The sequence below is a fragment of the Streptomyces sp. ALB3 genome, assembly GCF_044385685.1.
In the GTDB taxonomy this organism is placed as follows: domain Bacteria; phylum Actinomycetota; class Actinomycetes; order Streptomycetales; family Streptomycetaceae; genus Streptomyces.
Window position 1 is genome coordinate 251,014 of sequence record NZ_JBISCE010000044.1, and the last position, 22,859, is coordinate 273,872.

Sequence of the window (22,859 nt, forward strand, 5' to 3'; positions counted from 1 at the left end):
CCCCTCCAGCCTCCCCCGCCCGCCCGCCCGGCCGTCCGCCCGCCCAGCCGTCCGGCGACCGGACGGCCGGACACCGCCACCCTCGACACCTGCCCCCACTCGCTCACGCCACCGGCCTCCGCACCCCCCTTCCCGCCCGCATGACAGGCTGGCTCCATGCTGGTCGCACGCTCCGTCGCCCTCTTCGTCGTCGCCGCGCTCTTCGAGATCGGGGGCGCCTGGCTCGTCTGGCAGGGCGTGCGTGAGCACCGCGGCTGGGTCTGGATCGGCGCGGGTGTCATCGCCCTCGGCGCGTACGGGTTCGTGGCGACTCTCCAGCCGGACGGCGACTTCGGACGCATCCTCGCGGCGTACGGCGGGGTGTTCGTCGCCGGCTCCATCGCCTGGGGCATGGTCGCGGACGGCTACCGCCCCGACCGCTGGGACGTGACCGGCGCGCTGATCTGCCTGGCGGGTATGGCGCTGATCATGTACGCCCCCCGCAACCACTGACGTCGCGCCCGGAGCGCCCGCCTATCCTGACCGCGTACCGATCAGCCGCCCGAGGAGTTCGCATGGCCGCCACCCCCATCGCCGTGATCACCGGCGCGAGCAGCGGCATCGGCGCCGCGACCGCCAGGCAACTGGCCGCCGCCGGATACCGCGTGGTGCTCACCGCCCGCCGCAAGGACCGCATAGAAGCCCTGGCCGCCGAGCTCACCGAAACCGGCCACCAGGCGGCGGCCTACGCCCTGGACGTCACCGACCGGGCGGCGGTCGACGAGTTCGCGACCGCGTTCCGGTCCCTGGCCGTCCTGGTCAACAACGCGGGCGGCGCGCTGGGCGCCGACCCCGTGGCCACGGGCGACCCGGCCGACTGGCGCCAGATGTACGAGACCAACGTCATCGGCACCCTCAACGTCACCCAGGCGCTGCTCCCCGCACTCACCGCGAGCGGGGACGGCACCATCGTGATCCTCTCATCGACGGCCGGCCTCTCCACGTACGAGGGTGGTGGCGGTTACGTCGCCGCGAAGCACGGCGAACACGTGCTGGCGGAGACGCTCCGTCTGGAGATCGTCGGCACCCCGGTCCGCGTGATCGAGGTCGCGCCCGGCATGGTCAAGACCGAGGAGTTCGCCACCACCCGTTTCCGCGGCGACACCGAGAAGGCCGCCAAGGTCTACGCAGGTGTGGACGCCCCGCTCTCCGCCGACGACGTGGCCGACACGATCACCTGGGCCGTCACCCGCCCCAGCCACGTCAACATCGACCTGCTGGTGGTCCGCCCCCGCGCCCAGGCCTCCAACTCCAAGGTCCACCGCACACTCTGAGGGCGAGGGCCGAACCGTGCGACGGGCCGACGGTTGACGACTGACGACCTACGACTGTTGTTCTGACGGGCTGACGGGCTGACGGCCCACGGGCCGACGGCTGACGGCTGAGGGCCCACTGCCGGCCCCGGGCCCCGGACCTCCGGGCCCGGGGCTCGCCCGCGCGCACCTGTCCGGATCCCCGGGTGGGACCCGAGGAGGGCATCCGGAGAAGCCCCGGACGCACGCCCCTCGCTCCGGCCGCGCCCGCGCCCCGTCCCGCCCTTTCCACGCCCCGCCCATACCCATGCCCCCGCCCTTGCTGACGAGCGCATGGATCGGCCATTCGGCTGCGGTCGCGTCGCGTGCTGTCCGGCACCCCTGTCTTGTGGACACGGAAGTGTGCCCGGGCCGGGTTGATCGGTGGTCATCGGTGGTCCCGGGCGCTCCGTCATCAAGAGAGAAGGCCGGAGTATGCCCGTACACCCCCTGCGCGGATTCATAGCGGGCCGGCGACGTCAGGCCGCGGTCGTCGCCGCGCTGATGACCTGTTCGGTGGTACTGACCGGGCAGGACCGCGTCGCGGCCGGCGGTGCGCCCGCCCCTTCGGTGCCCGCCCCGAAGCTGGACTGGAGACCCTGCGTGCAGGGCAGCCCCTTCGACTGCGCGACGGCGAGGGTGCCGCTGGACCACGAGGAACCGGGTGGCCGCTCGATCGAGCTGGCCGTCGTCAAGCGGAAGGCGACCGGCCCGGGACGCCGCGTCGGCACCCTCTTCTTCAACCCCGGCGGCCCCGGCGGGCCCGGGACGGTGCAGATGCCCCAGAACTACGAGTCCTTCCCACCCGAGGTACGGGCCCGGTTCGACATCGTCAGCTGGGACCCCCGCGGCGTCGGCAGCAGCACCGCGGTGAACTGCTTCGCGAGTCCCCAGGAGGCCGCCGACTGGAACGCGGGCAAGGCGGCGGGCTTCCCGGTGGGTGAGAGGGAGCGGACGGCCTTCGTCGCCGCCTACGAGGACCTGGCACGGCGCTGCCGGCAGCGGGACCCCGAGCTCCTGAGCCATGTGTCGACCGCCGACACCGCCCGCGACCTCGACCAGCTCCGCCGTGCGGTGGGAGAACCGCAGCTGAACTACTACGGGATCTCCTACGGCACGATCCTGGGCGCCACCTACGCCAACCTCTTCCCCGGCAAGGTCCGGGCCATGACCCTGGACAGCAACATCGCCCCGGACGCCTGGACGGACGACGGGTCCGACACCGCCCGGCTCACGACGTTCCTGCGCGTGGGGTCCGACCGCAGTGCGGCAGCGACCCTGGACAAGTTCCTCGACCTCTGCGGCGCCACGACCACCTCCCGCTGCGCGTTCTCAGCCGGCGGCCCTCAAGCCACGCGCGACAAGTTCGGCCAGTTGACGCGGCGCCTCCGCGAGAAGCCCGTGGAGACGTGGACCTACGCCCGTACGGTCGCCGACGTGGTGAACAGCCTCTACATCGTCGACCCCGGCTGGGCCGACCTCGCCGACAGGCTGCAGGAGCTGTGGCAGGGCCGCGCCCCGGAGCCGGCCGCCTTCCCGCCCGCACCACCCGTCCCGGACCCGATCCCGTACCTGGGTGAGGAACAGGCCGCTGCGGTGCTCTGCGGCGACAGCCCCAACCCGCGCGACCCCGGGACGTACCACGCACTGGAAAAGGCCGCCGCCGCGCGTGCCGGCGACACCGGACGCTTCTGGACCTGGGCGGCCGCGGGCTGCGCCACCTGGCCGGCCTCCCCGGACCGTTACACCGGCCCCTGGAACAAGCGGACCGCCAACCCCGTCCTGGTGGTCGGCACCGCCTACGACCCCTCCACCGCCTACCCGAACTCGCGGGCCATGGCCGGAGCACTGGCCGACGCCCGCCTGCTGACCAACGAGGGATACGGACACACCGCCCTGCTCAACCCCAGCAGATGCGTCCAGGACCACGAGAGCCGCTACTTCGTCGACGGCACCCTCCCGCCGGCCGGAACGACGTGCCGGCAGGACACGCCCCCGTTCGCCGCTCCCGAACCGAGCGGCGGCGTGGCAACCGGCGGCGGCGGAACGGCCCGCATCGTCTCCTGAGCCCCGCAGGCCGCACAACCCGGCGCCCCCCGTCGCGCGACCCCGCCGCCACTGCCCCATCAGCCCACGATCACGGCTCACGGCTCGCAGCGACAGGCAGGCCCCGCATCGACCCACAGCATCCGCGGTCGGTCGGTGCGGGGCCTGCCGCTCGGGGTGGCACCGGGGCCCTCAGCCCTTCACACACACGACCTGCTTGAGCTTCGCGACGACCTCGACGAGGTCACGCTGCTGGTCGATGACCTGCTCGATCGGCTTGTACGCAGCCGGGATCTCGTCCACCACACCGGAGTCCTTGCGGCACTCCACGCCCCGCGTCTGGTCCTCCAGATCCTGCGTCGAGAACCTCCGCTTCGCCGCGTTCCGGCTCATCCGCCGGCCCGCGCCGTGCGAGGCGGAGTTGAACGACTTCGTGTTCCCCAGCCCCTTCACGATGTACGAGCCGGTTCCCATGGACCCGGGAATGATCCCGAACTCCCCGGAACCCGCGCGGATCGCGCCCTTGCGGGTGACCAGCAGGTCCATGCCGTCGTACCGCTCCTCCGCCACGTAGTTGTGGTGGCAGGAGATGACCGGCTCGAAGGTGACCCTGGCCTTCTTGAACTCCTTCCGGACCACGTCCTGGAAGAGGCCCATCATGATCGAGCGGTTGTACTTGGCGTACTCCTGCGCCCAGAACAGGTCGTTGCGGTACGCCGCCATCTGCGGGGTGTCGGCGATGAAGACCGCCAGGTCGCGGTCGACGAGCCCCTGGTTGTGCGGAAGCTTCTGGGCCTGCCCGATGTGGAAGTCGGCGAGCTCCTTGCCGATGTTCCGGGAACCGGAGTGCAGCATCAGCCACACCGATCCGACCTCGTCGAGGCAGAACTCGATGAAGTGGTTGCCGCTTCCGAGCGTTCCCATCTGCTTGGTGGCCCGCTCCTGACGGAACTTGACCGCGTCGGCGATCCCGTCGAAGCGCGACCAGAAGTCGTCCCAGCCACTGACGGGGAAGCCGTGGATCTTCCCCGGGTCCACCGAGTCGTCGTGCATCCCCCGGCCCACCGGGATCGCCTGTTCGATCTTCGACCGGAGCCGTGAGAGGTCTCCCGGCAGGTCGTTGGCCGTCAGCGACGTCCTGACCGCCGACATCCCGCAGCCGATGTCCACACCCACCGCGGCCGGGCAGACGGCGCCGTGCATCGCGATGACCGAGCCGACGGTCGCGCCCTTGCCGAAGTGGACGTCCGGCATGACCGCGAGGCCCTTGATCCAGGGCAGGGTCGACACGTTGCGCAGCTGCTGCATGGCGACGTCCTCGACCGCGGACGGATCCGCCCACATGCGGATGGGAACCTTCGCCCCCGGTACCTCTACATACGACATAACCCCTCGATTCCCCCGAAAAAGTCTGAAAGCGCAAAACCGGTGCCGAGGTCGGCATACAGGTCGGCCGACCGGCATTCACAGCGGTGCGTGCGATACACATTGTGTCCATCGGCCGCCATCGGGCGGCAACCCGTTTTCGTACCGAAGGGAGCCTGGGACCGTGCGACACATGGCGTACGTACCCGGCGTCGCGCTTCTTCTCGCGCTCGTCGCCGGCTGCAGCGCCGGCTCCGACGCCGACGACCCCGACGCCGACAGCAAGCCCGGCAGCCCGACGGTCACGGCCGCGCCTCCCGGGAAGTACCGGACGCTGCCCGAATCCTGCCGTGCGGTGCCGCGTGCCACTCTCGAGGACCTTCTGCCGGGCGCTGCCGGGCTGCCCGAGGAGCAGCAGGACAGGGTGTACGAGGGCACGGCCACCGTCACCTACGACACCGACCGCAAGGTCGGCTGCCGCTGGAAGTCGGACGCCCCGGACGCCTCCCGGAACCTGTCCATCGACTTCGAGCGCGTCGTGTCGTACGACCCGGCGGTCAGCGACGACGACCGGGCACGGGAGGTGTACGGGAGGAAGCAGGAGGCGGCCGCCCTCCCCACGGCCGCCGGTGTCACGCCGAGCGAGACCCCGAGCGGCTCCGCCTCCGCGCCTGCCGGCGGCACGCCGTCCGGCTCCCCCGGCGGCACGTCCTCCGCCTCGCCCTCCACGGATCCCTCCGCCGACCCGTCCGGCAGCACCACCGGCACCGACCCCGACGCGGATCTCCGGCCGCGGCTGCTCGACGAGCTCGGGGATGCCGCGTTCCTGGACGACGAGCTCACCCGGGCGGGTTCCACCGCGCAGCACCGCACCGTGAGCGTGGTGTTCCGCACATCGAACGTCATCGTGACCGTCCAGTACACCGAACAGCCGGCCCGTGTCACCGAGGTGCCCGACAGCCGGGAACTTCAGGAGAAGGCCCAGGCCCTGGCGCGGAATCTGGCCGAGACCCTCAGCGACTGACCGGGCCACCGCCGGTCACCGGCCGGGACCCCCGCCGCACTCGGGGCCTCCGGCCCGAGGCGGCATCCGGTCGCGGTCCGTCGTACCGTGGCCACCGGCCTACGTACCGAGCGGCACGCGCCTCACGGCGTAGGACCGCGACGTGGGGCCGGCGTACGGCCCTGTGACCGCCCGACCCTGCGACCGCCCGAACCCACGTACCGTCCGACCGCCCGCACGACCGAGACCGCCGTGCCGTCCGAGTGAAGGAACCATGCACCGATCAGCCCCGCGACTGTCCCGCATACTCGCCTGCGCCGCCGTTCCGGTGATGCTCGTCGTCGCCGGCTGCTCGTCGGACTCCGGCGACGCGAAGAAGCCGGGTTCCTCGGCCTCTCCGAGCGCGAAGAAGTCCGAGCCGGCCGTCGAGCCCGCGAAGTTCGACACGCTGCCCGACGCCTGCACGTCGATCGGGAAGAAGACGATCGAGGACCTGGTCCCCAAGACCAAGAACAAGGGCGGCACCCCGGGCAGGTCCAGCGACACCGCCAGCCGTGGCGGCTGCTCCTGGAACGGCCTGGACGACAACGGCGTCAAGGGATCGCAGTACCGCTGGCTCGACGTCGGCTTCACCCGCTTCGACTCCGACCAGTCCCTGGGCAGCGGCGCCAAGCGCGCGACGGACGAGTACACCAAGCAGGTCGCCAAGACCCAGGCGACCGAGGGTGCGCAGAAGGTGTCGGCCAAGCCCGTCACCGGTATCGGTGAGCAGGCCACCTCCGTCACGTACGGCCTCACCAAGTCGAGCGAGGACTTCGAGTACGCGACGGTCGTGGCCCGCACGGGGAACGTCGTCGTCAGCGTCACCTACAACGGCGCGGGCTTCGCGGGCGCCAAGTCGCCTTCCTCCGCCGACATCCTCAAGGACGCCCAGAAGGCCGCCAAGGAGGCCGTCGCCGCGGTCGGCGCCGACGACGGCGCGCCGAAGTCACCCTCCTCCAAGGCGCCGTCCTCCCCGTCCGCCAAGGCATCGGGCAAGGCGACCAAGGCATCGGACAGGTCGACGAAGAAGGCCGCCGCCAAGTCGTGACCCCCGCCCGGCAGGCGCACGGACTCCCCTGCCGAGAGACGCCTCGACGAAGCCCGGTGCTCCCGCGAGCACCGGGCTTCGCCCCCTCCCCACGCAACACGCCCGGCCGGCATGTGCCAGGCTGTGCCCGCGCCGGACGCCGAAGTGAAGCCGGTTCATCGAAGTCGGGAGGGGATCGCGGGTGGCCGCCATGCAGCTGACACGCACGCATCGCGTACTCATCGGGGTCGTCGTCGCCGGCGCCGTGCTCATCGCCGCGATCGGTTTCGCCGGCTCCTACGCCGCCGTGCGCGAACTCGCCGAGGAGAAGGGATTCGGCCGGTTCTCGGTCGTCTTCCCGATCGGCATCGACGCGGGCATCTGCGTCCTGCTCGCGCTGGACCTGCTGCTGACGTGGATGCGCATACCCTTCCCGCTGCTGCGTCAGACCGCCTGGCTGCTGACGGCCGCGACGATCGCCTTCAACGGCGCCGCCGCCTGGCCCGACCCGCTGGGCACCGGGATGCACGCGGTGATCCCCATCCTGTTCGTCGTGGCCGTCGAGGCCGCGCGGCACGCCGTGGGCCGGATCGCGGACATCACGGCCGACAAGCACATGGAGGGCGTCCGCCTCACCCGCTGGCTGCTCTCCCCCGTCCCCACGTTCAAGCTGTGGCGCCGGATGAAGCTGTGGGAGCTGCGCAGTTACGAGCAGGTCATCAAGCTCGAACAGGACCGGCTGATCTACCAGGCCCGCCTCCAGGCCCGGTTCGGCCGCAACTGGCGCCGCAAGGCCCCCGTCGAGTCGATGATGCCGCTGCGCCTGGCGAAGTACGGTGTCCCGCTCGCCGAGACCGCCCCGGCCGGCCTCGCCGCCGCGGGCATCGAGCCGGCGCTGCTCCCGCCGGCCCCGGCAGCGGTGGAGACCGGGCAGCAGCCGCAGCCCCAACTTCCGTACGTCCCGCAGGCGCAGGAGCAGCAGCCGCCCCACCCGCAGCAGGAGCAGTACGACCCGTCCGTCCAGCAGCAGTACCAGCAGGCGCAGCAGCAGTACCCCCACGAGGACCCCGGCTCGCACGACAGCCCCTGGTTCGCGACCTCCAGGGTCCTGGACGAGGCGTACGAGGGCGCGTACGACCCGGAGTACGACGAGGGCACGGACCCCGCCCCGGTGATGGTCCCCTCAGGCCCCGGCGGCCGGACCCGCCCGCTCGGCAACGTGGGCACGATCGGCGCGTTCCCGCACCCCCGCTCGGCCGGACCGGAACCCGGGGAGCCGCAGGACCAGCTGGAGCAGGACGCCGCCCAGAACGCCGACCCGGCCGAATGGGCCGAGGCCGAGGCCGAGTTCGGCAAGCTCGCCTACGAGGCCTACGCCGAGTACACCCACCAGCACCAGACCCACCCGAGCGCCGAGGCGCTCGACATAACCCTGTCGGACGTCCACGACGTCCACCACCCGCGCAGCGCCGCCCTCCTCCGCCGGCTGCTGCCCAGCTTCAAGCAGCGTTTCGACAACGAGATGGCAGCCGACCACATCGCGTAGAGGCTGAGGCGGACAGAGGAACGGGCGGGCCGCTGAGCGGCCCGCCCGTTCTCACGTCCCGGTCGTCACGCCCCGAGCAGCGTCCGCACCCGGTCCGCCCCGACCGCGAGGAGGAGCGTGGGCAGGCGCGGCCCGGTGTCCCGGCCGACGAGCAGCCGGTACAGCAGCGCGAAGAAGGAACGCTGGGCGGCCTTCAGTTCGGGCGTCGGCTTGGCGTCCGGTGCCAGACCCTCCAGGACCTTCGGCACTCCGTAGACGAGCGTGGTCAGGCCGTCCAGCGACCAGTGCGAGTCGAGCCCTTCCAGCAGCAGCCGCAGCGACTCGCGGCCCTGCTCGTCCAGGGAGCCCAGCAGCTCCTTGTCCGGCTCGTCGCGGACGATGGTGCGGGCCTCGGCCGGCACCTGGGTGGTGATCCAGTTCTCGGCGCGGTCGAGCCGGGGCCGCGCCTCGTCCAGCGAGGTCAGCGGGTTCTCCGGGTCGAGCTCGCTGAGGATGCGCAGCGTCTGGTCCTCCGCGCCGGCGGTGATGTCGGCGACCGAGGCGAGCGTGCGGTACGGCAGCGGTCGGGGGGTGCTGGGCAGCTCCCCGGCGGCCGTGCCGACGGCCCGCGCGTAGGCGGCGGCGTCGGCGGGCAGCACCGTGCCGTCGGCCACCTTGCGGGCCAGCGAGTCCCACTCGTCGTACAGACGCTGGATCTCCTGGTCGAAGGCGATCTTGAAGGACTGGTTCGGCCTGCGGCGCGCGTACAGCCAGCGCAGCAGGGGCGCCTCCATGATCTTCAAGGCGTCGGCCGGGGTCGGCACGCCTCCCTTGCTGGAGGACATCTTCGCCATGCCGGAGATCCCGACGAACGCGTACATCGGTCCGATCGGCTGGACGCCGTCGAAGACCTCGCGCACGATCTGGCCGCCGACGACGAAGGAGGAGCCCGGCGAGGAGTGGTCCACGCCGCTGGGCTCGAAGATCACGCCCTCGTAGGCCCAGCGCATCGGCCAGTCGACCTTCCAGACCAGCTTGCCGCGGTTGAACTCGTTGAGGCGGACCGTCTCGGCGAAACCGCAGGCCGAGCAGGTGTAGTTCAGCTCGGTCGTGTCGTCGTCGTACGACGTGACGACGGTGAGGTCCTTCTCGCAGTTGCCGCAGTACGGCTTGTACGGGAAGTAGCCGGCGGCGTTCGAGCTGCCGTCGTCCTCGTCCGCCGCGCCGGAGCCCTCGGCGGCCTCCAGCTCGGCCTCGTCGACCTTCTTCTGCTGCGGCTTCTTGCCCTTGCCGCCCGCCGCGCCGTCCTTCTTGGTGCGGTAGCGGTCCAGGACCGCGTCGATGTCGGCGCGGTGCCTCATCGCGTGCAGGATCTGCTCGCGGTAGGTGCCGGCCAGGTACTGCTCGGTCTGGCTGATGCCGTCGTACTCGACGCCCAGCTCGTCCAGCGCCCGGGTCATCGCCGCCTTGAAGTGCTCGGCCCAGTTCGGGTACGCCGACCCTGCGGGGGCGGGCACCGAGGTCAGCGGCTTGCCGATGTGCGCCTGCCAGGAGTCGTCGACGCCCTCGACGCCGTTCGGCACCTTGCGGTAGCGGTCGTAGTCGTCCCAGGAGATCAGGTGGCGCACGGTGTGCCCGCGGCGGCGGATCTCGTCGGCGACCAGGTGCGGGGTCATGACCTCGCGGAGGTTGCCCAGGTGGATGGGGCCCGACGGGGAGAGACCGGAGGCGACGACGACCGGTTTGCCAGGCGCACGTCGCTCCGATTCGGCGATGACATCGTCCGCGAAGCGGGAGACCCAGTCGGTCTCGGTGCTGCTCTGACTCGAAGCCACGGTCGGCACGTCCTTCTCTCGTGTAGGACTCGTAGGGGCGACCCCCGGCAGGGGCACATCCATTCTCCCAGGTACCACCCGCAGCGCGAAAACGGCTTTGCGCCCCGTGGGATACTGGGGTGATCTCCTGTCTCCTACGGAAACGGCAGCCGGCTCATGGCTTCGGTCCCTTCCCTCGCTTCCACGCTCCAGCAGCAGCTGGCGGACGCCCTGACGGCAGCACTGCCGGATGCCGGCACCGCGGACCCGCTGCTGCGCCGAAGCGACCGGGCCGACTTCCAGGCCAACGGGATCCTCGCGCTCGCCAAGAAGCTCAAGGGCAACCCGCGCGAGCTGGCCTCCCAGGTCACCGCGGCGCTGCCGGCGGGTGACCTGATCAAGGACATCGAGGTGTCCGGCCCCGGCTTCCTGAACGTCACGCTCACCGACGGTGCGATCATCCGGACGCTCGCCGCGCGCGCCGCCGACGGCGACCGGCTCGGCGTCCCGCTGAAGGCCGCCCCGGGCACCACCGTGATCGACTACGCCCAGCCGAACGTCGCGAAGGAGATGCACGTCGGCCACCTGCGGTCGGCGGTCATCGGTGACGCGATGGTCCAGATCCTCGAGTTCACCGGCGAGAACGTCGTCCGGCGCCACCACATCGGCGACTGGGGCACCCAGTTCGGCATGCTCATCCAGTACCTCTTCGAGCACCCGGACGAGCTGAAGCACGAAGGTGACAAGGCCGACGGCGAGGCGGCGATGTCGTCGCTGAACCGCGTCTACAAGGCGTCACGGGTCCTGTTCGACTCCGACGAGGAGTTCAAGGCGCGGTCCCGGGACCGGGTGGTGGCCCTGCAGGCCGGCGACCCGGAGACGCTGGCGCACTGGCAGCGCTTCGTCGACGAGTCGAAGATCTACTTCTACTCCGTCTTCAACAAGCTCGACATGGAGATCGACGACCCCGACATCGTCGGCGAGTCCGGGTACAACGACATGCTCGAGGAGACCTGCCGGATCCTGGAGGAGACGGGCGTCGCCGTCCGCTCCGAGGGCGCGCTGTGCGTGTTCTTCGACGACGTGAAGGGCCCGGACGGCAACCCGGTCCCGCTGATCGTCAAGAAGACCAACGGCGGTTACGGCTACGCGGCGACCGACCTGTCCGCGATCCGTGACCGTGTCCAGAACCTCAAGGCCGACACCCTGGTCTACGTGGTCGACGCCCGGCAGTCCCTGCACTTCAAGATGGTCTTCGAGACGGCCCGCCGCGCCGGCTGGCTGAACGACGCCGTGAAGGCGCACCAGCTGGCCTTCGGCACGGTCCTCGGCAAGGACGGCAAGCCGTTCAAGACCCGTGAGGGCACCACCGTCCGGCTGGAGGACCTCCTCGACGAGGCGGTCGAGCGGGCCACCGCCGTGGTCCGGGAGAAGGCCGGGAAGGTGGGCCTGTCCGACGAGGAGATCGTCGAGAACGGCCGGTACGTCGGTGTCGGCGCCGTGAAGTACGCCGACCTGTCGACGTCCGCCGTGCGGGACTACAAGTTCGACCTGGACCAGATGGTGTCCCTCAACGGCGACACCTCGGTGTACCTCCAGTACGCCTACGCCCGGATCCGCTCCATCCTGCGCAAGGCGGGCGACGCGAAGCCCGCCGCGCACCCCGAGCTGCCCCTGGCCCCGGCGGAACGCGCGCTGGGCCTGCACCTGGACCAGTTCGGCGCGGTCCTGGACGAGGTGGCCGAGGGCTACGAGCCGCACAAGCTGGCCGCGTACCTCTACCAGCTGGCCTCGCACCTGACCACGTTCTACGACCAGTGCCAGGTGCTCAGCGACGACAACGCCCCGGAGGTCGTCGAGAACCGGCTGTTCCTCGTCGAGCTCACCGCCCGCACCCTGCACCAGGGCATGAAGCTCCTCGGGATCAGGACGCCCGAGCGCCTCTGACCCTTCGGCTGCCGCACGGGCCCGGCCGGGATCGAGTGATCCCGGCCGGGCCCGTGCGCGTTCCCGCCGGTCAGTCGAACGCGGCGGCGAAGGCGCCGGGCTCGTAGGAGCCCCCCTTCAGGTGGGTGATCACGGCGAGCCGGTTGGCCGCGTTCATCAGGGCGACGAGGGAGATCAGTGCGGCGGTCTGGTCGTCGTCGTAGTGCTTGCGCACCCGGGCCCAGGTCTCGTCGGAAACCCCGGGCTGGGCGTCGGCCAGCCGCGTGCCCTCCTCGGCGAGCGCCAGCGCCGCCTGCTCGGCCTCGGTGAACACGGTGGACTCGGCCCAGGCGGCGACCAGATGCAGCCGGACCGGGGTCTCACCGGCGGCAGCCGCCTCCTTGACGTGCATGTCTATGCAGTGCCCGCAGCCGTTGATCTGGCTGACGCGCAGCGACACCAGCTCCTGCGTGGCCTTCGGCAGCGCCGACTGCTGGACCACCAGGCCCGTGCCGGCGAACCGCTTGGCGAACTTCATACCGATCTCGTTGTCGAACAGGTCGAACCGTGCGTCCATGACGTCGTCCTCACTCGTGGTGGTGCACTCGACGCACACGAGATGCCGCCGACGCGCTCCTTGTGACGGGGCGGCCGTGTGACCTGTCTCACCGCGCGCCGATGTCACAGGACGACGCCCGCCGGCGTCTTGTGCGCGAGGCCCCGTCGAGAGCGAACAGGCAGGAGCAGCCGGTGAAGAGCGAGCGCGAGCACACCTGGGACGCGACCGTGCGGCGCACGGACGAGCGGCGTCCTGACCCCGCAACGGAGGCGTTCGTCGCCCACCGCAATCTGCTGTTCACCGTCGCCTACGAGATGCTCGGCTCGGCCGCCGACGCGGAGGACGCCCTCCAGGAGACCTGGCTCCGCTGGGCGGACGTCGATCTCGGCACGGTGCGGGACCCGCGTGCGTATCTCGTCCGGATCACCACACGGCAGGCGCTGAGCCGGCTGCGCGCGCTCGGCCGGCGCAAGGAGTCCTACGTCGGCACCTGGCTGCCCGAGCCGCTGCTCACCACGCCCGACGTGGCCGAGGACGTCGAGCTGGCCGACAGCGTCTCGATGGCGATGCTGCTGGTGATGGAGACCCTCACGCCGAACGAGCGGGCGGTGTTCGTGCTGCGCGAGGTGTTCGCGCTCGAGTACGAGGAGATCGCCGACGCCGTCGGCAGGAGTCAGGCCGCCGTCCGCCAGATCGCGCACCGGGCCCGGTCCCACGTCGCGGCGCGCCGGCCGCGCGGGACCGTCTCCCCGGCCGAGACCCGAGAGGTACTCGACGCGTTCGGGCGGGCGGTCGAGACCGGGGACCTCCAGGGCCTGCTCGACATCCTCGCGCCGGACGCCGTCCTCATGGGCGACGGCGGCGGGGTCAAGCAGGCCGTCCCCAGGCCCGTGGTGGGTGCCGACAAGGTGGCCAGGCTGCTGATCGGCGGCCTGGGCAAGGTCACCGCTCCTTCGTTCCGGCCGGCGCAGGTCAACGCCTGGCCCGCGCTCCTTCTCCGGCTCGACGGCACCCTCGACACGGTCATGGCGGTGCGCATGGACGACGGCCTCATCACCGGGCTCTACGCGGTGCGCAATCCCGAGAAGCTGTCACACATGCGGCAGGAGACCACACTGCGCCGCTGAGCCCGGCACGGGCCACGGCCGCTCCCCGCCCCGGCTGTCACTGCTCCTCGGGCACCCACTGCGCGATGTCCGAGCGGTAGTAGTACGACGGCCGGGCCGTGAGGCTGCTGGTGCGGAAGGGCTTGCCCCCGTCGTCGATGCGCAGCATTCCGCTCCTGCCTCCGCTGGTCCACTCCAGCTCCAGGTACCAGGTGACGTCGTGCCCCTCGACGTGCGCGTCGAGGTGGAAGACCTCGACGTCGGTGGAGCTCACCCGGTAGGGGAAGTCCTTGGCGGGGACGGTCACTCCGGCGTCCTCACCCGCGACGGGCTTCGCACGGGGCCGGCTGTCGTCCAGGTCGATGTCGAAGGTCTGCGGTGTGATGCCCCCTCCGCAGCCGTTGCCCATCGAGTAGGCGCCCCAGGCGAGCGGAGCGTTGCGCCCCAGCACCCGTACGTGCAGTCCGTTCAGCACGACCGCCTCGCCGGACGCCCCCTGGAGGGTGAGTTCGAGCTTCATGTCACCCCCGTCCACACCGTCCAGGAACCGCGCCCAGCCACGGGTGTCCTGAGGTGGGGGCGCCGGCGGCACGTCGTCGGGCTCCTGGTCGAACAGGTAGTACTGCCCGCAGGGTGACTCCCAGTTGTACGAACTGATGGTCGCGTGGACCGGCACGCCGCTGCCGCTCACCCGCTTCTTCGCGGACGGTGAGGGCTTGGCGGCAGGGCTGCTGTCCGCCGACGCCGAAGCGCTCGCGCCTGCCGACGGCGACGCACTGGCGCTGCCGCTCGGCTCCGCCGTCCCGCGCGTGCTCGCCCGGCCGCTGGGAACGACCTGCGCGTGGCTGGGCGCCGCGTCCGTCCGCCGGTCGCCGTCGGCCGGGCCGTCGTCACCGAGGGCGTGCACGGCGAGGGCAGCGGGCACGGTGAGAGCCACGACCGCCACCGCGGCGAGCAGGACGCGCAGCCGCCTGGTGGTACGGCGGGGAGGGGGAACGGCGCCGGGCCGGGACCCGTCGGGTGTCACGTCCTTCGCCGTGGACCGGTCCACGGATGCGTCGACGGGCGCGTCCCCGGCTGCCGCTCCGGGACCCGCCACCCCGGGCGAGGACGCTTCCGCTTCCACAGGCGAGGCGGGTTCCGCTTCCGCGGGCGAGGGAGCTTCCGCTCCGGCCCGGTGAGGCTCCCCGGGCGCGGGGACGGCAGCCTCGGGCGCGCCGGCCCCGGGGAGCGCGGGCAGGGCGGCCCCGGGGGCCGGGGCGCCACCCGCATCGGGTTTCCGCGATCCCCGCCGCCTGGCCTCGTCGGCGAGGATCCACTTCCGGTGAAGGGCCATCAACTCCTCGGACGAGGCCCGGCACACCCGCGCGAAGCGCTCGACGGGCGCGTAGTCATGGGGCACGGCGTCGCCGTTGCAGTACCGGTGCACCGTCGAGGTGCTCATGTGCAGCTTCTGGGCGAGCGCCCCGTAGCTGAGACCGGACCGCTCCTTCAGCCCCCTGAGCAGCGCCGCGAAGTCCTGGATCTCTGTGCCCACCCCGACCGTTCCCCTTCCGTTCCTTCCCGGAACGGCGTTCCAGGGAAGTGATGTCCGTGCAGGTCAGGGCCTGTGCGAACGTTCCAGCGTCCCGCATGCCCCAGCAGCCGTTGCGGCCGGATTCCGGGGCTGGACAGGATGTGGACACACCGCGGCGTTCCCCGCGACCCGTACATCCCACCCTCACCCGTCCCGGGAGCCGCCGTGCGTACTCGACCTGAACTCGACCTGACCGACGCGGTCGCCACGGGCGTGCTGGTCGTCTGCATCGCAGTCGTCATCACGCTCCTGTAGGGCCCTGACCACACGTCACCGACCAGTACACCCGCCCGGACCTCGACGCGCCAAAACGGCGCCCCGGGCACTCACACCTTCGAACGGGGAGAACCACCTCATGCGCAACCTTCGTTTCCGCCGCACCGCCCGCACCTCCGTCCTCGGCACCGCCGCACTGCTCGCCGCCCTGTCCCTGACGGCCTGCCAGAGCGACGGCCCGGACGCCGCGGACGACGCCGCGAGCTCCGCGTCCCGCAACCCGGCCGGCGGGACGTCGGCGGCCCCGGCAGCCGACAAGGACAGGAAGCCGGCCGGGGAATCCGGTACGTCCGGCTCCGGTTCGGAGGCCGCGAAGGGTTCCGCTTCCTCCACCCCGGAGCCCGCTCCGAAGCAGCCGAAGCAGCCGAAGGACAGCGGTGACAGGAGCCGCGGTGCCCTGCCGGTCTGCGCCGGCACGAACACCAAGCTCACGGTCACGAGCGTCCCGCGCCCCCTCAACCACATGCTGCTCACGGTGACCAACACCGGTTCGAAGAGCTGCGACGCGTTCGCCTACCCGTTCCTGAAGTTCGGTGGGGCGCAGTCCGTCCCCGCGGTCTTCGAGGAGAGCAAGCCGCAGGCCGTCATCACCCTCGCTCCCGGCCAGTCCGCCTACGCGGGCATCAGGACCTCGGCCGCCGACGGCAGCGGCACGGGCGGCTACTCCACCCAGGAGCTGTCCGTCGGCTTCCAGGACGCGAACGAGGGCACGGCGGGGCAGATGGTGAGCGTGCCGCTGGGCGAGGAGGTCCACGTCGACAGCAAGCTGACTGTGACGTACTGGCAGACGGGCATGGACGACGCCCTCATGTACTGACGTCCCCCCGAAACGGGCGTGGCTCCGGGAAACCGGTGTCACGCCCGTTTCCGGCTGTCTACTCGGGCGCGGGACCGGGACGCGGGCCGGCGGAGCTGTCCGGGGCCGCCGCGGGCTTGGTGTGGAGGACGTCGCGGGCCTGCTCGGCGGCGCGCGTGAGGGCCTCGGAGACGAAGTCGAGGAAGCGGGCGACGTTCTCCAGACGGGCGGCGGCCGGAGTGCCGGGGCCGAGCACCCCGACGCCCTGCCGTGCGGTCTCTATGACCCGCGCGGTGGAACGGGCGCTGGCGATCATCGACTGGTACCAGATGTCGTCGTCGACGACGTAGCGGTCGCGCCGGCGTTCGTCACGTTCCCGGCGGACGAAGGCCTGGCTCTCGAGGTACGCGATCGCCTTGGAGATGGACGCCGGGCTGACCTGGAGGCGCTCGACGAGTTCGGACGCGGTGAGACTGCCCGAGTCGGTGACCGTGAGGCAGGCCAGCACCCGGGACATCATCTTGGGCATACCCGAAGCCATCATGACGGTGGTGAACACCTCGGCGAACTCACGGACGGCCTCGGTGTCGCGCCCGTCGGCCCGAGGAGAGGCCTGTGCTCTCCGGGGCGCCGCCTGCTTGCGGCGGTGGGCTCGGTGCTCGGTGGCGCGGTGGGCGAGGTCGGCCCGGTAGGCGGTGGGACCGCCGTTGCGCATCACCTCGCGCGTGACCGTCGAGGTCGGCCGGTCGAGGCTTCTGGCGATCTCCGCGTACGGGAGGCCGTCAGCCACTCCCAGCGCGATCTGCTGGCGTTCCTGCTGGGTGAGTCTGCCGCCCGGCATCGCGATCCCTCCTTGTGGCCTGTGATGCCACGAGCATAGCGTTAACGCTCTATTCATTGCAACGCAACAGCCCTCGCCTGTTGCGTTAGGCAGGAAACCATTGCAATGAAAAGCAGGTCTCGACCAGTGCTTACCGCGTTTTTATGCAACGAACCTGTTGCCACCTTCATGAACGCAACGTAGCTTTTCACTCATCGGAAGCAGCGGGCCGAAGGGCGCGCGACCAGATGAAGGAGAGCACGATGCAGAAGTTCGACACCCCCGCCACCGTCCAGGCCGTCCTCGACATCGCGGCGGGACGCATCCAGTTCATCGCCTCGGACCGCACCGACACCACCGTCGAGGTCCGGCCCGCGAACCCGGCCAGGAACCGCGACGTCAGGGCCGCCGGGCAGACCGAGGTCACCTACGCCGACGGAGTCCTGCGCATCAAGGCCCCCGAGGCGGGCAACCGGCTCCTCGGCGACTCCGGCTCCGTCGAGGTCACCGTCCAGCTGCCCGCCGGCTCCGGCGTCGAGGCCAAGGCCGCCGCCGCCGAGTTCCGCGCCGTCGGACGCCTCGGCGACGTCACCTTCGACGGCGGCCACGGCCCGGTCAAGCTCGACGAGGCCGACAGCGCCCGCCTCACCGGCCTCGACGCCACCATCACGGTCGGCCGCCTGAACGGACCCGGGCAGATCAGCACCCAGCAGGGCGACGTGAACATCACCGAGGCCGTGCGCGGCCCCCTCACGCTGACCACCCGGCAGGGCGACATCTCGGTCACCGCCGCCCGCGGCGTCTCCGCCTCCCTGGACGCCGGCACCTCCTACGGCCGCATCACCAACACCCTGAAGAACACCGACCCCGCCCCCGGACTGGCCATCAAGGCGACCACCACCCAGGGCGACATCCACGCCCGCAGCCTCTGACCCCCGGCAGTCCAGCCCGCAGCCCCCGAAGGAGCACCCCCATGACCAGCATGGCCATCACGGCGACCGGCCTGCGCAAGTCCTACGGCGACAGGACCGTCCTGGACGGGATCGACCTGGCCGTCCCGCCGGGCACGGTCTTCTCCCTGCTCGGACCGAACGGAGCCGGCAAGACCACGGTCGTCAAGATTCTCTCCACCCTCATCACCGCCGACGCCGGCGACCTGCACGTCGGCGGCCACGACCTGGCCACCGACCCGCAGGCCGTCCGCAGGGCGATCGGAGTGACGGGACAGTTCTCCGCCGTCGACGGGCTGATCACCGGCGAGGAGAACATGCTCCTCATGGCCGACCTCCACGGCCTGCCCCGGACCGAAGGCCGACGGACCACCACCCGGCTGCTGGAACGCTTCGACCTCACCGCAGCCGCCGGCAAGCCCGCCTCCACCTACTCCGGCGGCATGAAGCGCCGCCTCGACCTCGCCATGACCCTGGTCGGCGACCCGCGCATCATCTTCCTCGACGAACCCACCACCGGCCTCGACCCCCGCAGCCGCCACAACATGTGGCAGATCATCCGCGCACTCGTCACCGACGGCGTCACCGTCTTCCTCACCACCCAGTACCTCGAGGAAGCCGACCAGCTCGCCGACCGCATCGCGGTACTGGACAACGGCCGCATCGCCGCCCAGGGCACCGCCGAAGAACTCAAGCGCCTCGTCCCCGGCGGACACGTCCGCCTCCGCTTCTCCGACCCCACCGCCTACCGCGACGCCGCCACCGCACTGGACGACGTCACCAAGGACGACGAAGCACTCGCACTCCAGATCCCCAGCGACGGCAGCCAGCGCGCCCTGCGCACCGTCCTCGACCGACTCGACACCGCCGGCATCGAGGCCGACGAACTGACCGTCCACACCCCCGACCTCGACGACGTCTTCTTCGCCCTGACCGGCTCCACCGTCCCCGCCCAGACCACTCAGTCCACGGAGGCTGTCCGATGAGCACCCTGCCCCTCGCCGTGCGCAACTCGTCCACCATGCTGCGCCGCAACCTCCTGCACGCCCGGCGCTACCCCTCCCTCACCCTGAACCTGCTGCTCACCCCGGTCATGCTCCTGCTGCTCTTCGTCTACATCTTCGGCGACACCATGAGCGCGGGCATCAGTGGCGGAGACCGCTCCGCGTACATCGCCTACCTCGTCCCCGGCATCCTGCTGATGACCATCGGTTCCACCGTCGTCGGCACCGCCGTATCGGTCTCCACCGACATGACCGAGGGGATCATCGCCCGCTTCCGCACCATGGCCATCCACCGCGGCTCCGTCCTCTTCGGGCACGTCGCCGGCAGCGTCCTGCAAGCCGTCATCAGCGTCGTCCTCGTCGGCGCCGTCGGCGTGGCCATCGGCTTCCGCTCCACCGACGCGACGGCGCTGGAGTGGCTGGCGGCACTCGGACTCCTGGCACTGGTCTCCCTGGCGTTCACCTGGATCGCGGTAGGAATGGGCATGGGCAGCCCCACCGCGGAGGCGGCCGGCAACAACGCCATGCCGCTGATCCTGCTGCCGCTCATCTCCAGCGCCTTCACCCCGGTCGACTCGATGCCCGGCTGGTTCCAGCCGATCGCCGAGTACCAGCCCTTCACCCCCGCCATCGAAACCCTGCGCGGCCTGCTCCTGGGCACGGAGATCGGCAACAACGGATGGCTCACCCTCGCCTGGTGCCTGGTCCTCACCGCCCTCGGCTACCGCTGGTCCAAGGCACAGTTCGACCGGGACCCGAAGTAATCACAGGCGAAGCGGGGCGGCCCCCGCACCTCGTGTCACCTCAGGGCGGCGCACCCCCGGCACCCCGTCGGAAGTGCGCCGCCTCTCACGTGTGCGGCGCGGTGCGCGTCGGGAAACGCGAGGCGCCCGTCCCCCACGCGAGCTACACGCAGGTGTCCACCCCGAGGTGACGATCCAGGCACGCCCGATCCGTAGCGTTCGAGAGACCGCGCCACCCCGGTCGCGGGCCCGAAGAGGAGTGCTCATGAGGTTGGTCCGACAGCTCTTGGCCGTTGCGGTGGTCTCCATGATCGGCACCCAGGTCGTCGCGGCCGTCGAGGAGAACCCGTGGCTCCAGCTCGCCCTCGGGCTCCTGACGGCCGTGTCCGCCGTGCTCGTTTACGGCTGGGTGGTGCGCAGGACCGAGCACCGCCCGCCCACCGAAGTGGCCCGCAAGGGCGCCGGACCCGCACTCGGCCGGGGGCTGCTCATCGGCGTCGCGATGTTCGGCGCCGTCGTCACGAGCATCTACGTCAACGCCCACTACGAGATGAACGGCCTGAGCTCGGTCACAGGTGCGGTGGGGCTGGCCGGATTCATGGCGGCCGCCGCCGTGACGGAGGAACTGCTGTTCCGCGGAGTCCTGTTCCGGATCGTCGAGGAGCACGCCGGAACCTGGATCGCGCTGACGCTGACCGCCGTGCTGTTCGGCGCCTCGCACCTGCTCAATCCCCACGCCGACCTGTGGGGCGCTCTCGCCATCGCGATCGAGGCCGGTGGCATGCTCGCCGCCGCCTACGCCGCGACCCGCACCCTGTGGCTGCCGATCGGCCTGCACTTCGGCTGGAACTTCGCGGCGGCCGGCATCTTCAGCTCCGAGGTCTCCGGCAACAACACTCCGCAAGGCCTGCTGGACACCGTCACCTCGGGCCCGACGTGGGTCACCGGAGGCGACTTCGGCCCCGAAGGAAGCGTGTACGCGGTGCTGTTCGGCGCCCTGCTCACCCTCGCGTTCCTGTGGCTGGCCCACCGGCGCGGCAACTTGGTGGCACGCCGTCCCCGCGCCGGCAGGACCACCACCACTACACTTCCCCGGTGACCGGACTCCCGCGGATCCAGGAACTGTGGCGCCGGTCGGGCTCCACAGCCTGGTACGTCCCGCTCGCGCTGGCCATCTTCGCCGCCTCGCTGGTGTACCGCAACAACGGCACGGAGCTCGGCGGCCTGCCGGAGCGCCCCTACGACGCCCTGGCCGTCGCGGCGATCGCCCTCCAGTGCCTCCCGCTCGCCGGACGCCGGCGGTGGCCGGTCGTCTGCTTCACCCTGGTGTTCCTCGGCTTCACCCTCGACCAGCTACGCGGCTACCACACGCTCGCGGGTACCGCGCTTCCCATCGCGCTGATGAGCGTGGCGTCCCTGACGGAACGCCACCGGCGCACCACCGCGGTCGCCTTCACCCTCGCGTACGTCCCCCTGGCGGTCGCGCTCCACCGGCTCGGGCCCGGTGAAGCGCCGAGCGAGTTCGTGACGTTCTACCTGGCCGTGGCACTCGCCTGGGGCGTCGGGGTATGGCTCCGCAACGCCCGGGCGGTGGAAGCCGAACACCGCCGCCGCCTCGCCGAGGACACCCGCACCGCCGAACGGGCCCGCATCGCGCGGGAACTCCACGACGTCGTGACCCACCACGTGACGGCGATGGTCGTTCAGGCCGAGGCGGCACGTTATCTGACCGCCGTACCCGATCGCCTCGACCAGAGCCTCACCGCGGTCACGGACACCGGCAGGCGGGCCATCACCGACCTGCGTCACCTGCTCGACCTGCTCAATCCCGACCACGGCACCGAGGCCACGCCACCCCCCGTGGGCAGGCTCCTCACACTCGTCGAGCAGACGCGGCAGGCCGGACAGCCGGTCGAGTTCACGGAGGAGGGAACCCCCGCCGAGTCGACCGGAAGCGCCGACCTGGTGGCCTACCGGATGGTGCAGGAGTCCCTGACGAACGCCCTCAAGTACGCTCGCGGCTGCGGCACTTCCGTCCGGGTGCGCCATGGCCGAGGGGAGATCACCGTGGAGGTCGGCACGGACGGCGGCGGCACGAGGACCACGCCCACCGGCGGAAGCGGCCGGGGCCTGGCCGGTCTCCGCGAGCGGGTCGAGGTCCTCGGCGGCGACTTCAGCGCGGGCCTGCAACCGGACGGCCGCTTCGTCGTCCGGGGCCGCATACCCTCGGGCAGCACCTCGTGACCCCACCGATCCGAGTCCTGATCTGCGACGACCAGGTCCTGATCCGCACCGGGCTCTCGACGATCATCGACGCCCAGCCGGACCTCGAGGTCGCGGGCGAGTGCGGGGACGGGCGGACCGCGGTCGGCCTCGCCGGACAACTGCGCCCGGACGTCGTGGTCATGGACATCCGCATGCCGCTGCTCGACGGCATCGAAGCCACCCGCCTGCTGGCAGGCGCCGGAGTACGGCACCCGGTCAAGGTCCTCGTGGTGACGACGTTCAACCTCGACGAGTACGTCTACGAGGCGCTGCGCGCCGGAGCCAGCGGGTTCCTCCTCAAGGACGCCCCGCCGGACCGGCTGCTCCACGGAATCCGGACCGTCGCCGCCGGCGCGGCACTCCTGGACCCCGAGGTGACGCGCCAGCTGGTGGGCCGGTACGCAGCCCGCATCCGGCCCACCGAGGACCACAGCTCGGACATCCCGCTGACTCCCCGCGAGCTGGAGGTCCTGCGCCTCATCGCGGACGGCCTCTCCAACAACGAGATCGCCGCGTCCCTCGTCATCAGCCGGGAGACGGTCAAGACCTTCGTCTCCCGCATCCTCACCAAGCTGGGCCTCCGCGACCGCGTCCAGGCCGTCGTCTACGCCTACCGCCGGGGCCTGGTGTCCTGAACCATCAGGCCTGCGTGAACGCGCACCACACGAGCTTCCCCGGGTCCCGC

General features: G+C 71.2%; 20 protein-coding genes. 15 read left to right on the forward strand and 5 right to left on the reverse strand.

Annotated elements, in window-relative coordinates; all coding sequences use genetic code 11:
- Nucleotides 1–156: 156 nt before the first annotated feature.
- From ACHFIV_RS29695 to ACHFIV_RS29705, 3 genes are all read left to right on the forward strand, one after another.
- Nucleotides 157–492 carry a YnfA family protein gene (locus tag ACHFIV_RS29695; protein WP_398975450.1) on the forward strand — a complete coding sequence of 112 codons (336 nt, stop codon included), beginning with the start codon at nt 157–159 and terminating at the stop codon, nt 490–492.
- 62 nt (nt 493–554) lie between these two features.
- A complete protein-coding gene (locus ACHFIV_RS29700; protein ID WP_398975451.1) occupies nt 555–1,313 on the forward strand; it encodes an SDR family NAD(P)-dependent oxidoreductase in 759 nt (252 codons plus the stop codon).
- 453 nt (nt 1,314–1,766) lie between these two features.
- Nucleotides 1,767–3,398, forward strand: a complete 1,632-nt coding sequence (locus ACHFIV_RS29705; RefSeq protein ID WP_398975453.1) for an alpha/beta hydrolase — start codon at nt 1,767–1,769, stop codon at nt 3,396–3,398.
- A gap of 171 nt (nt 3,399–3,569) precedes the next feature.
- On the opposite strand, the gene ACHFIV_RS29710 is transcribed toward ACHFIV_RS29705, so the two are convergent.
- Complete coding sequence (locus tag ACHFIV_RS29710; RefSeq protein ID WP_398975455.1) at nt 3,570–4,763, reverse strand: RtcB family protein; 1,194 nt, start codon at nt 4,761–4,763, stop codon at nt 3,570–3,572.
- A 172-nt stretch (nt 4,764–4,935) separates the two neighbouring features.
- On the opposite strand from ACHFIV_RS29710, the gene ACHFIV_RS29715 reads away from it, so the two are divergent.
- The 3 genes from ACHFIV_RS29715 to ACHFIV_RS29725 all read left to right on the forward strand — a co-directional run bounded on the left by ACHFIV_RS29715 (nt 4,936) and on the right by ACHFIV_RS29725 (nt 8,360).
- Nucleotides 4,936–5,766 (forward strand): DUF3558 domain-containing protein, encoded by an 831-nt coding sequence (locus tag ACHFIV_RS29715; RefSeq protein WP_398975456.1) that lies wholly within the window; start codon nt 4,936–4,938, stop codon nt 5,764–5,766.
- A 253-nt stretch (nt 5,767–6,019) separates the two neighbouring features.
- Nucleotides 6,020–6,835 (forward strand): DUF3558 domain-containing protein, encoded by an 816-nt coding sequence (locus ACHFIV_RS29720; protein ID WP_398975457.1) that lies wholly within the window; start codon nt 6,020–6,022, stop codon nt 6,833–6,835.
- A gap of 181 nt (nt 6,836–7,016) precedes the next feature.
- Complete coding sequence (locus ACHFIV_RS29725; RefSeq protein WP_398975459.1) at nt 7,017–8,360, forward strand: DUF2637 domain-containing protein; 1,344 nt, start codon at nt 7,017–7,019, stop codon at nt 8,358–8,360.
- 65 nt (nt 8,361–8,425) lie between these two features.
- Here ACHFIV_RS29725 and lysS read toward each other — a convergent pair whose 3' ends face one another.
- Nucleotides 8,426–10,183, reverse strand: coding sequence for a lysine--tRNA ligase (lysS, locus tag ACHFIV_RS29730; RefSeq protein ID WP_398975461.1), 1,758 nt, complete (start codon nt 10,181–10,183; stop codon nt 8,426–8,428).
- Between the two features lie 147 nt (nt 10,184–10,330).
- On the opposite strand from lysS, the gene argS reads away from it, so the two are divergent.
- The gene (argS, locus tag ACHFIV_RS29735) at nt 10,331–12,100 is read left to right on the forward strand and encodes an arginine--tRNA ligase (RefSeq protein ID WP_398975462.1); all 1,770 of its coding nucleotides are present in this window, start codon (nt 10,331–10,333) and stop codon (nt 12,098–12,100) included.
- Between the two features lie 70 nt (nt 12,101–12,170).
- Here the strand turns inward: argS and ACHFIV_RS29740 are convergent, their stop codons facing one another.
- Nucleotides 12,171–12,656, reverse strand: a complete 486-nt coding sequence (locus tag ACHFIV_RS29740; RefSeq protein WP_398975464.1) for a carboxymuconolactone decarboxylase family protein — start codon at nt 12,654–12,656, stop codon at nt 12,171–12,173.
- Nucleotides 12,657–12,787: 131 nt separating this feature from the next.
- Here ACHFIV_RS29740 and ACHFIV_RS29745 point away from each other — a divergent pair, with 131 nt between their 5' ends.
- On the forward strand, nt 12,788–13,765 hold the full coding sequence (locus tag ACHFIV_RS29745) for an RNA polymerase sigma-70 factor (RefSeq protein WP_398975531.1): 978 nt from the start codon (nt 12,788–12,790) through the stop codon (nt 13,763–13,765).
- Nucleotides 13,766–13,802: 37 nt separating this feature from the next.
- Here the strand turns inward: ACHFIV_RS29745 and ACHFIV_RS29750 are convergent, their stop codons facing one another.
- Entirely contained in the window at nt 13,803–15,281 is a 1,479-nt protein-coding gene (locus ACHFIV_RS29750; protein ID WP_398975466.1) for a helix-turn-helix domain-containing protein, read from the reverse strand.
- Nucleotides 15,282–15,675: 394 nt separating this feature from the next.
- Here ACHFIV_RS29750 and ACHFIV_RS29755 point away from each other — a divergent pair, with 394 nt between their 5' ends.
- A complete protein-coding gene (locus ACHFIV_RS29755) occupies nt 15,676–16,413 on the forward strand; it encodes a DUF4232 domain-containing protein (protein ID WP_398975468.1) in 738 nt (245 codons plus the stop codon).
- 58 nt (nt 16,414–16,471) lie between these two features.
- Here ACHFIV_RS29755 and ACHFIV_RS29760 read toward each other — a convergent pair whose 3' ends face one another.
- The gene (locus tag ACHFIV_RS29760) at nt 16,472–17,233 is read right to left on the reverse strand and encodes a GbsR/MarR family transcriptional regulator (protein ID WP_398975470.1); all 762 of its coding nucleotides are present in this window, start codon (nt 17,231–17,233) and stop codon (nt 16,472–16,474) included.
- A gap of 242 nt (nt 17,234–17,475) precedes the next feature.
- Between ACHFIV_RS29760 and ACHFIV_RS29765 the strand changes: the two genes are divergently transcribed.
- The 6 genes from ACHFIV_RS29765 (at nt 17,476) to ACHFIV_RS29790 (ending at nt 22,809) form a co-directional block, all read left to right on the forward strand.
- Nucleotides 17,476–18,144, forward strand: a complete 669-nt coding sequence (locus ACHFIV_RS29765; protein WP_398975471.1) for a DUF4097 family beta strand repeat-containing protein — start codon at nt 17,476–17,478, stop codon at nt 18,142–18,144.
- 41 nt (nt 18,145–18,185) lie between these two features.
- Nucleotides 18,186–19,148, forward strand: coding sequence for an ATP-binding cassette domain-containing protein (locus ACHFIV_RS29770; protein WP_398975473.1), 963 nt, complete (start codon nt 18,186–18,188; stop codon nt 19,146–19,148).
- A complete protein-coding gene (locus ACHFIV_RS29775; protein WP_398975475.1) occupies nt 19,145–19,930 on the forward strand; it encodes an ABC transporter permease in 786 nt (261 codons plus the stop codon). The genes ACHFIV_RS29770 and ACHFIV_RS29775 overlap by 4 nt, the downstream gene beginning before the upstream one ends.
- Before the next feature lie 244 nt (nt 19,931–20,174).
- Nucleotides 20,175–21,008 (forward strand): lysostaphin resistance A-like protein, encoded by an 834-nt coding sequence (locus ACHFIV_RS29780; protein ID WP_398975477.1) that lies wholly within the window; start codon nt 20,175–20,177, stop codon nt 21,006–21,008.
- Nucleotides 21,005–22,153, forward strand: coding sequence for a sensor histidine kinase (locus ACHFIV_RS29785; protein ID WP_398975479.1), 1,149 nt, complete (start codon nt 21,005–21,007; stop codon nt 22,151–22,153). The genes ACHFIV_RS29780 and ACHFIV_RS29785 overlap by 4 nt, the downstream gene beginning before the upstream one ends.
- Nucleotides 22,150–22,809, forward strand: coding sequence for a response regulator (locus ACHFIV_RS29790; RefSeq protein WP_398975481.1), 660 nt, complete (start codon nt 22,150–22,152; stop codon nt 22,807–22,809). Before ACHFIV_RS29785 ends, ACHFIV_RS29790 begins: the two co-directional genes overlap by 4 nt.
- Nucleotides 22,810–22,859 lie beyond the last annotated feature (50 nt).

Excerpts from the sequence above, each read along its gene's own strand:
- ACHFIV_RS29695 (WP_398975450.1), top strand. The coding sequence starts at position 157 with ATGCTGGTCGCACGCTCCGTCGCCCTCTTCGTCGTCGCCGCGCTCTTC.
- ACHFIV_RS29700 (WP_398975451.1), top strand. The coding sequence starts at position 555 with ATGGCCGCCACCCCCATCGCCGTGATCACCGGCGCGAGCAGCGGCATC.
- ACHFIV_RS29705 (WP_398975453.1), top strand. The coding sequence starts at position 1,767 with ATGCCCGTACACCCCCTGCGCGGATTCATAGCGGGCCGGCGACGTCAG.
- ACHFIV_RS29710 (WP_398975455.1), bottom strand. The coding sequence starts at position 4,763 with ATGTCGTATGTAGAGGTACCGGGGGCGAAGGTTCCCATCCGCATGTGG.
- ACHFIV_RS29715 (WP_398975456.1), top strand. The coding sequence starts at position 4,936 with ATGGCGTACGTACCCGGCGTCGCGCTTCTTCTCGCGCTCGTCGCCGGC.
- ACHFIV_RS29720 (WP_398975457.1), top strand. The coding sequence starts at position 6,020 with ATGCACCGATCAGCCCCGCGACTGTCCCGCATACTCGCCTGCGCCGCC.
- argS (WP_398975462.1), top strand. The coding sequence starts at position 10,331 with ATGGCTTCGGTCCCTTCCCTCGCTTCCACGCTCCAGCAGCAGCTGGCG.
- ACHFIV_RS29740 (WP_398975464.1), bottom strand. The coding sequence starts at position 12,656 with ATGGACGCACGGTTCGACCTGTTCGACAACGAGATCGGTATGAAGTTC.
- ACHFIV_RS29755 (WP_398975468.1), top strand. The coding sequence starts at position 15,676 with ATGCGCAACCTTCGTTTCCGCCGCACCGCCCGCACCTCCGTCCTCGGC.
- ACHFIV_RS29760 (WP_398975470.1), bottom strand. The coding sequence starts at position 17,233 with ATGCCGGGCGGCAGACTCACCCAGCAGGAACGCCAGCAGATCGCGCTG.
- ACHFIV_RS29765 (WP_398975471.1), top strand. The coding sequence starts at position 17,476 with ATGCAGAAGTTCGACACCCCCGCCACCGTCCAGGCCGTCCTCGACATC.
- ACHFIV_RS29770 (WP_398975473.1), top strand. The coding sequence starts at position 18,186 with ATGACCAGCATGGCCATCACGGCGACCGGCCTGCGCAAGTCCTACGGC.
- ACHFIV_RS29775 (WP_398975475.1), top strand. The coding sequence starts at position 19,145 with ATGAGCACCCTGCCCCTCGCCGTGCGCAACTCGTCCACCATGCTGCGC.
- ACHFIV_RS29780 (WP_398975477.1), top strand. The coding sequence starts at position 20,175 with ATGAGGTTGGTCCGACAGCTCTTGGCCGTTGCGGTGGTCTCCATGATC.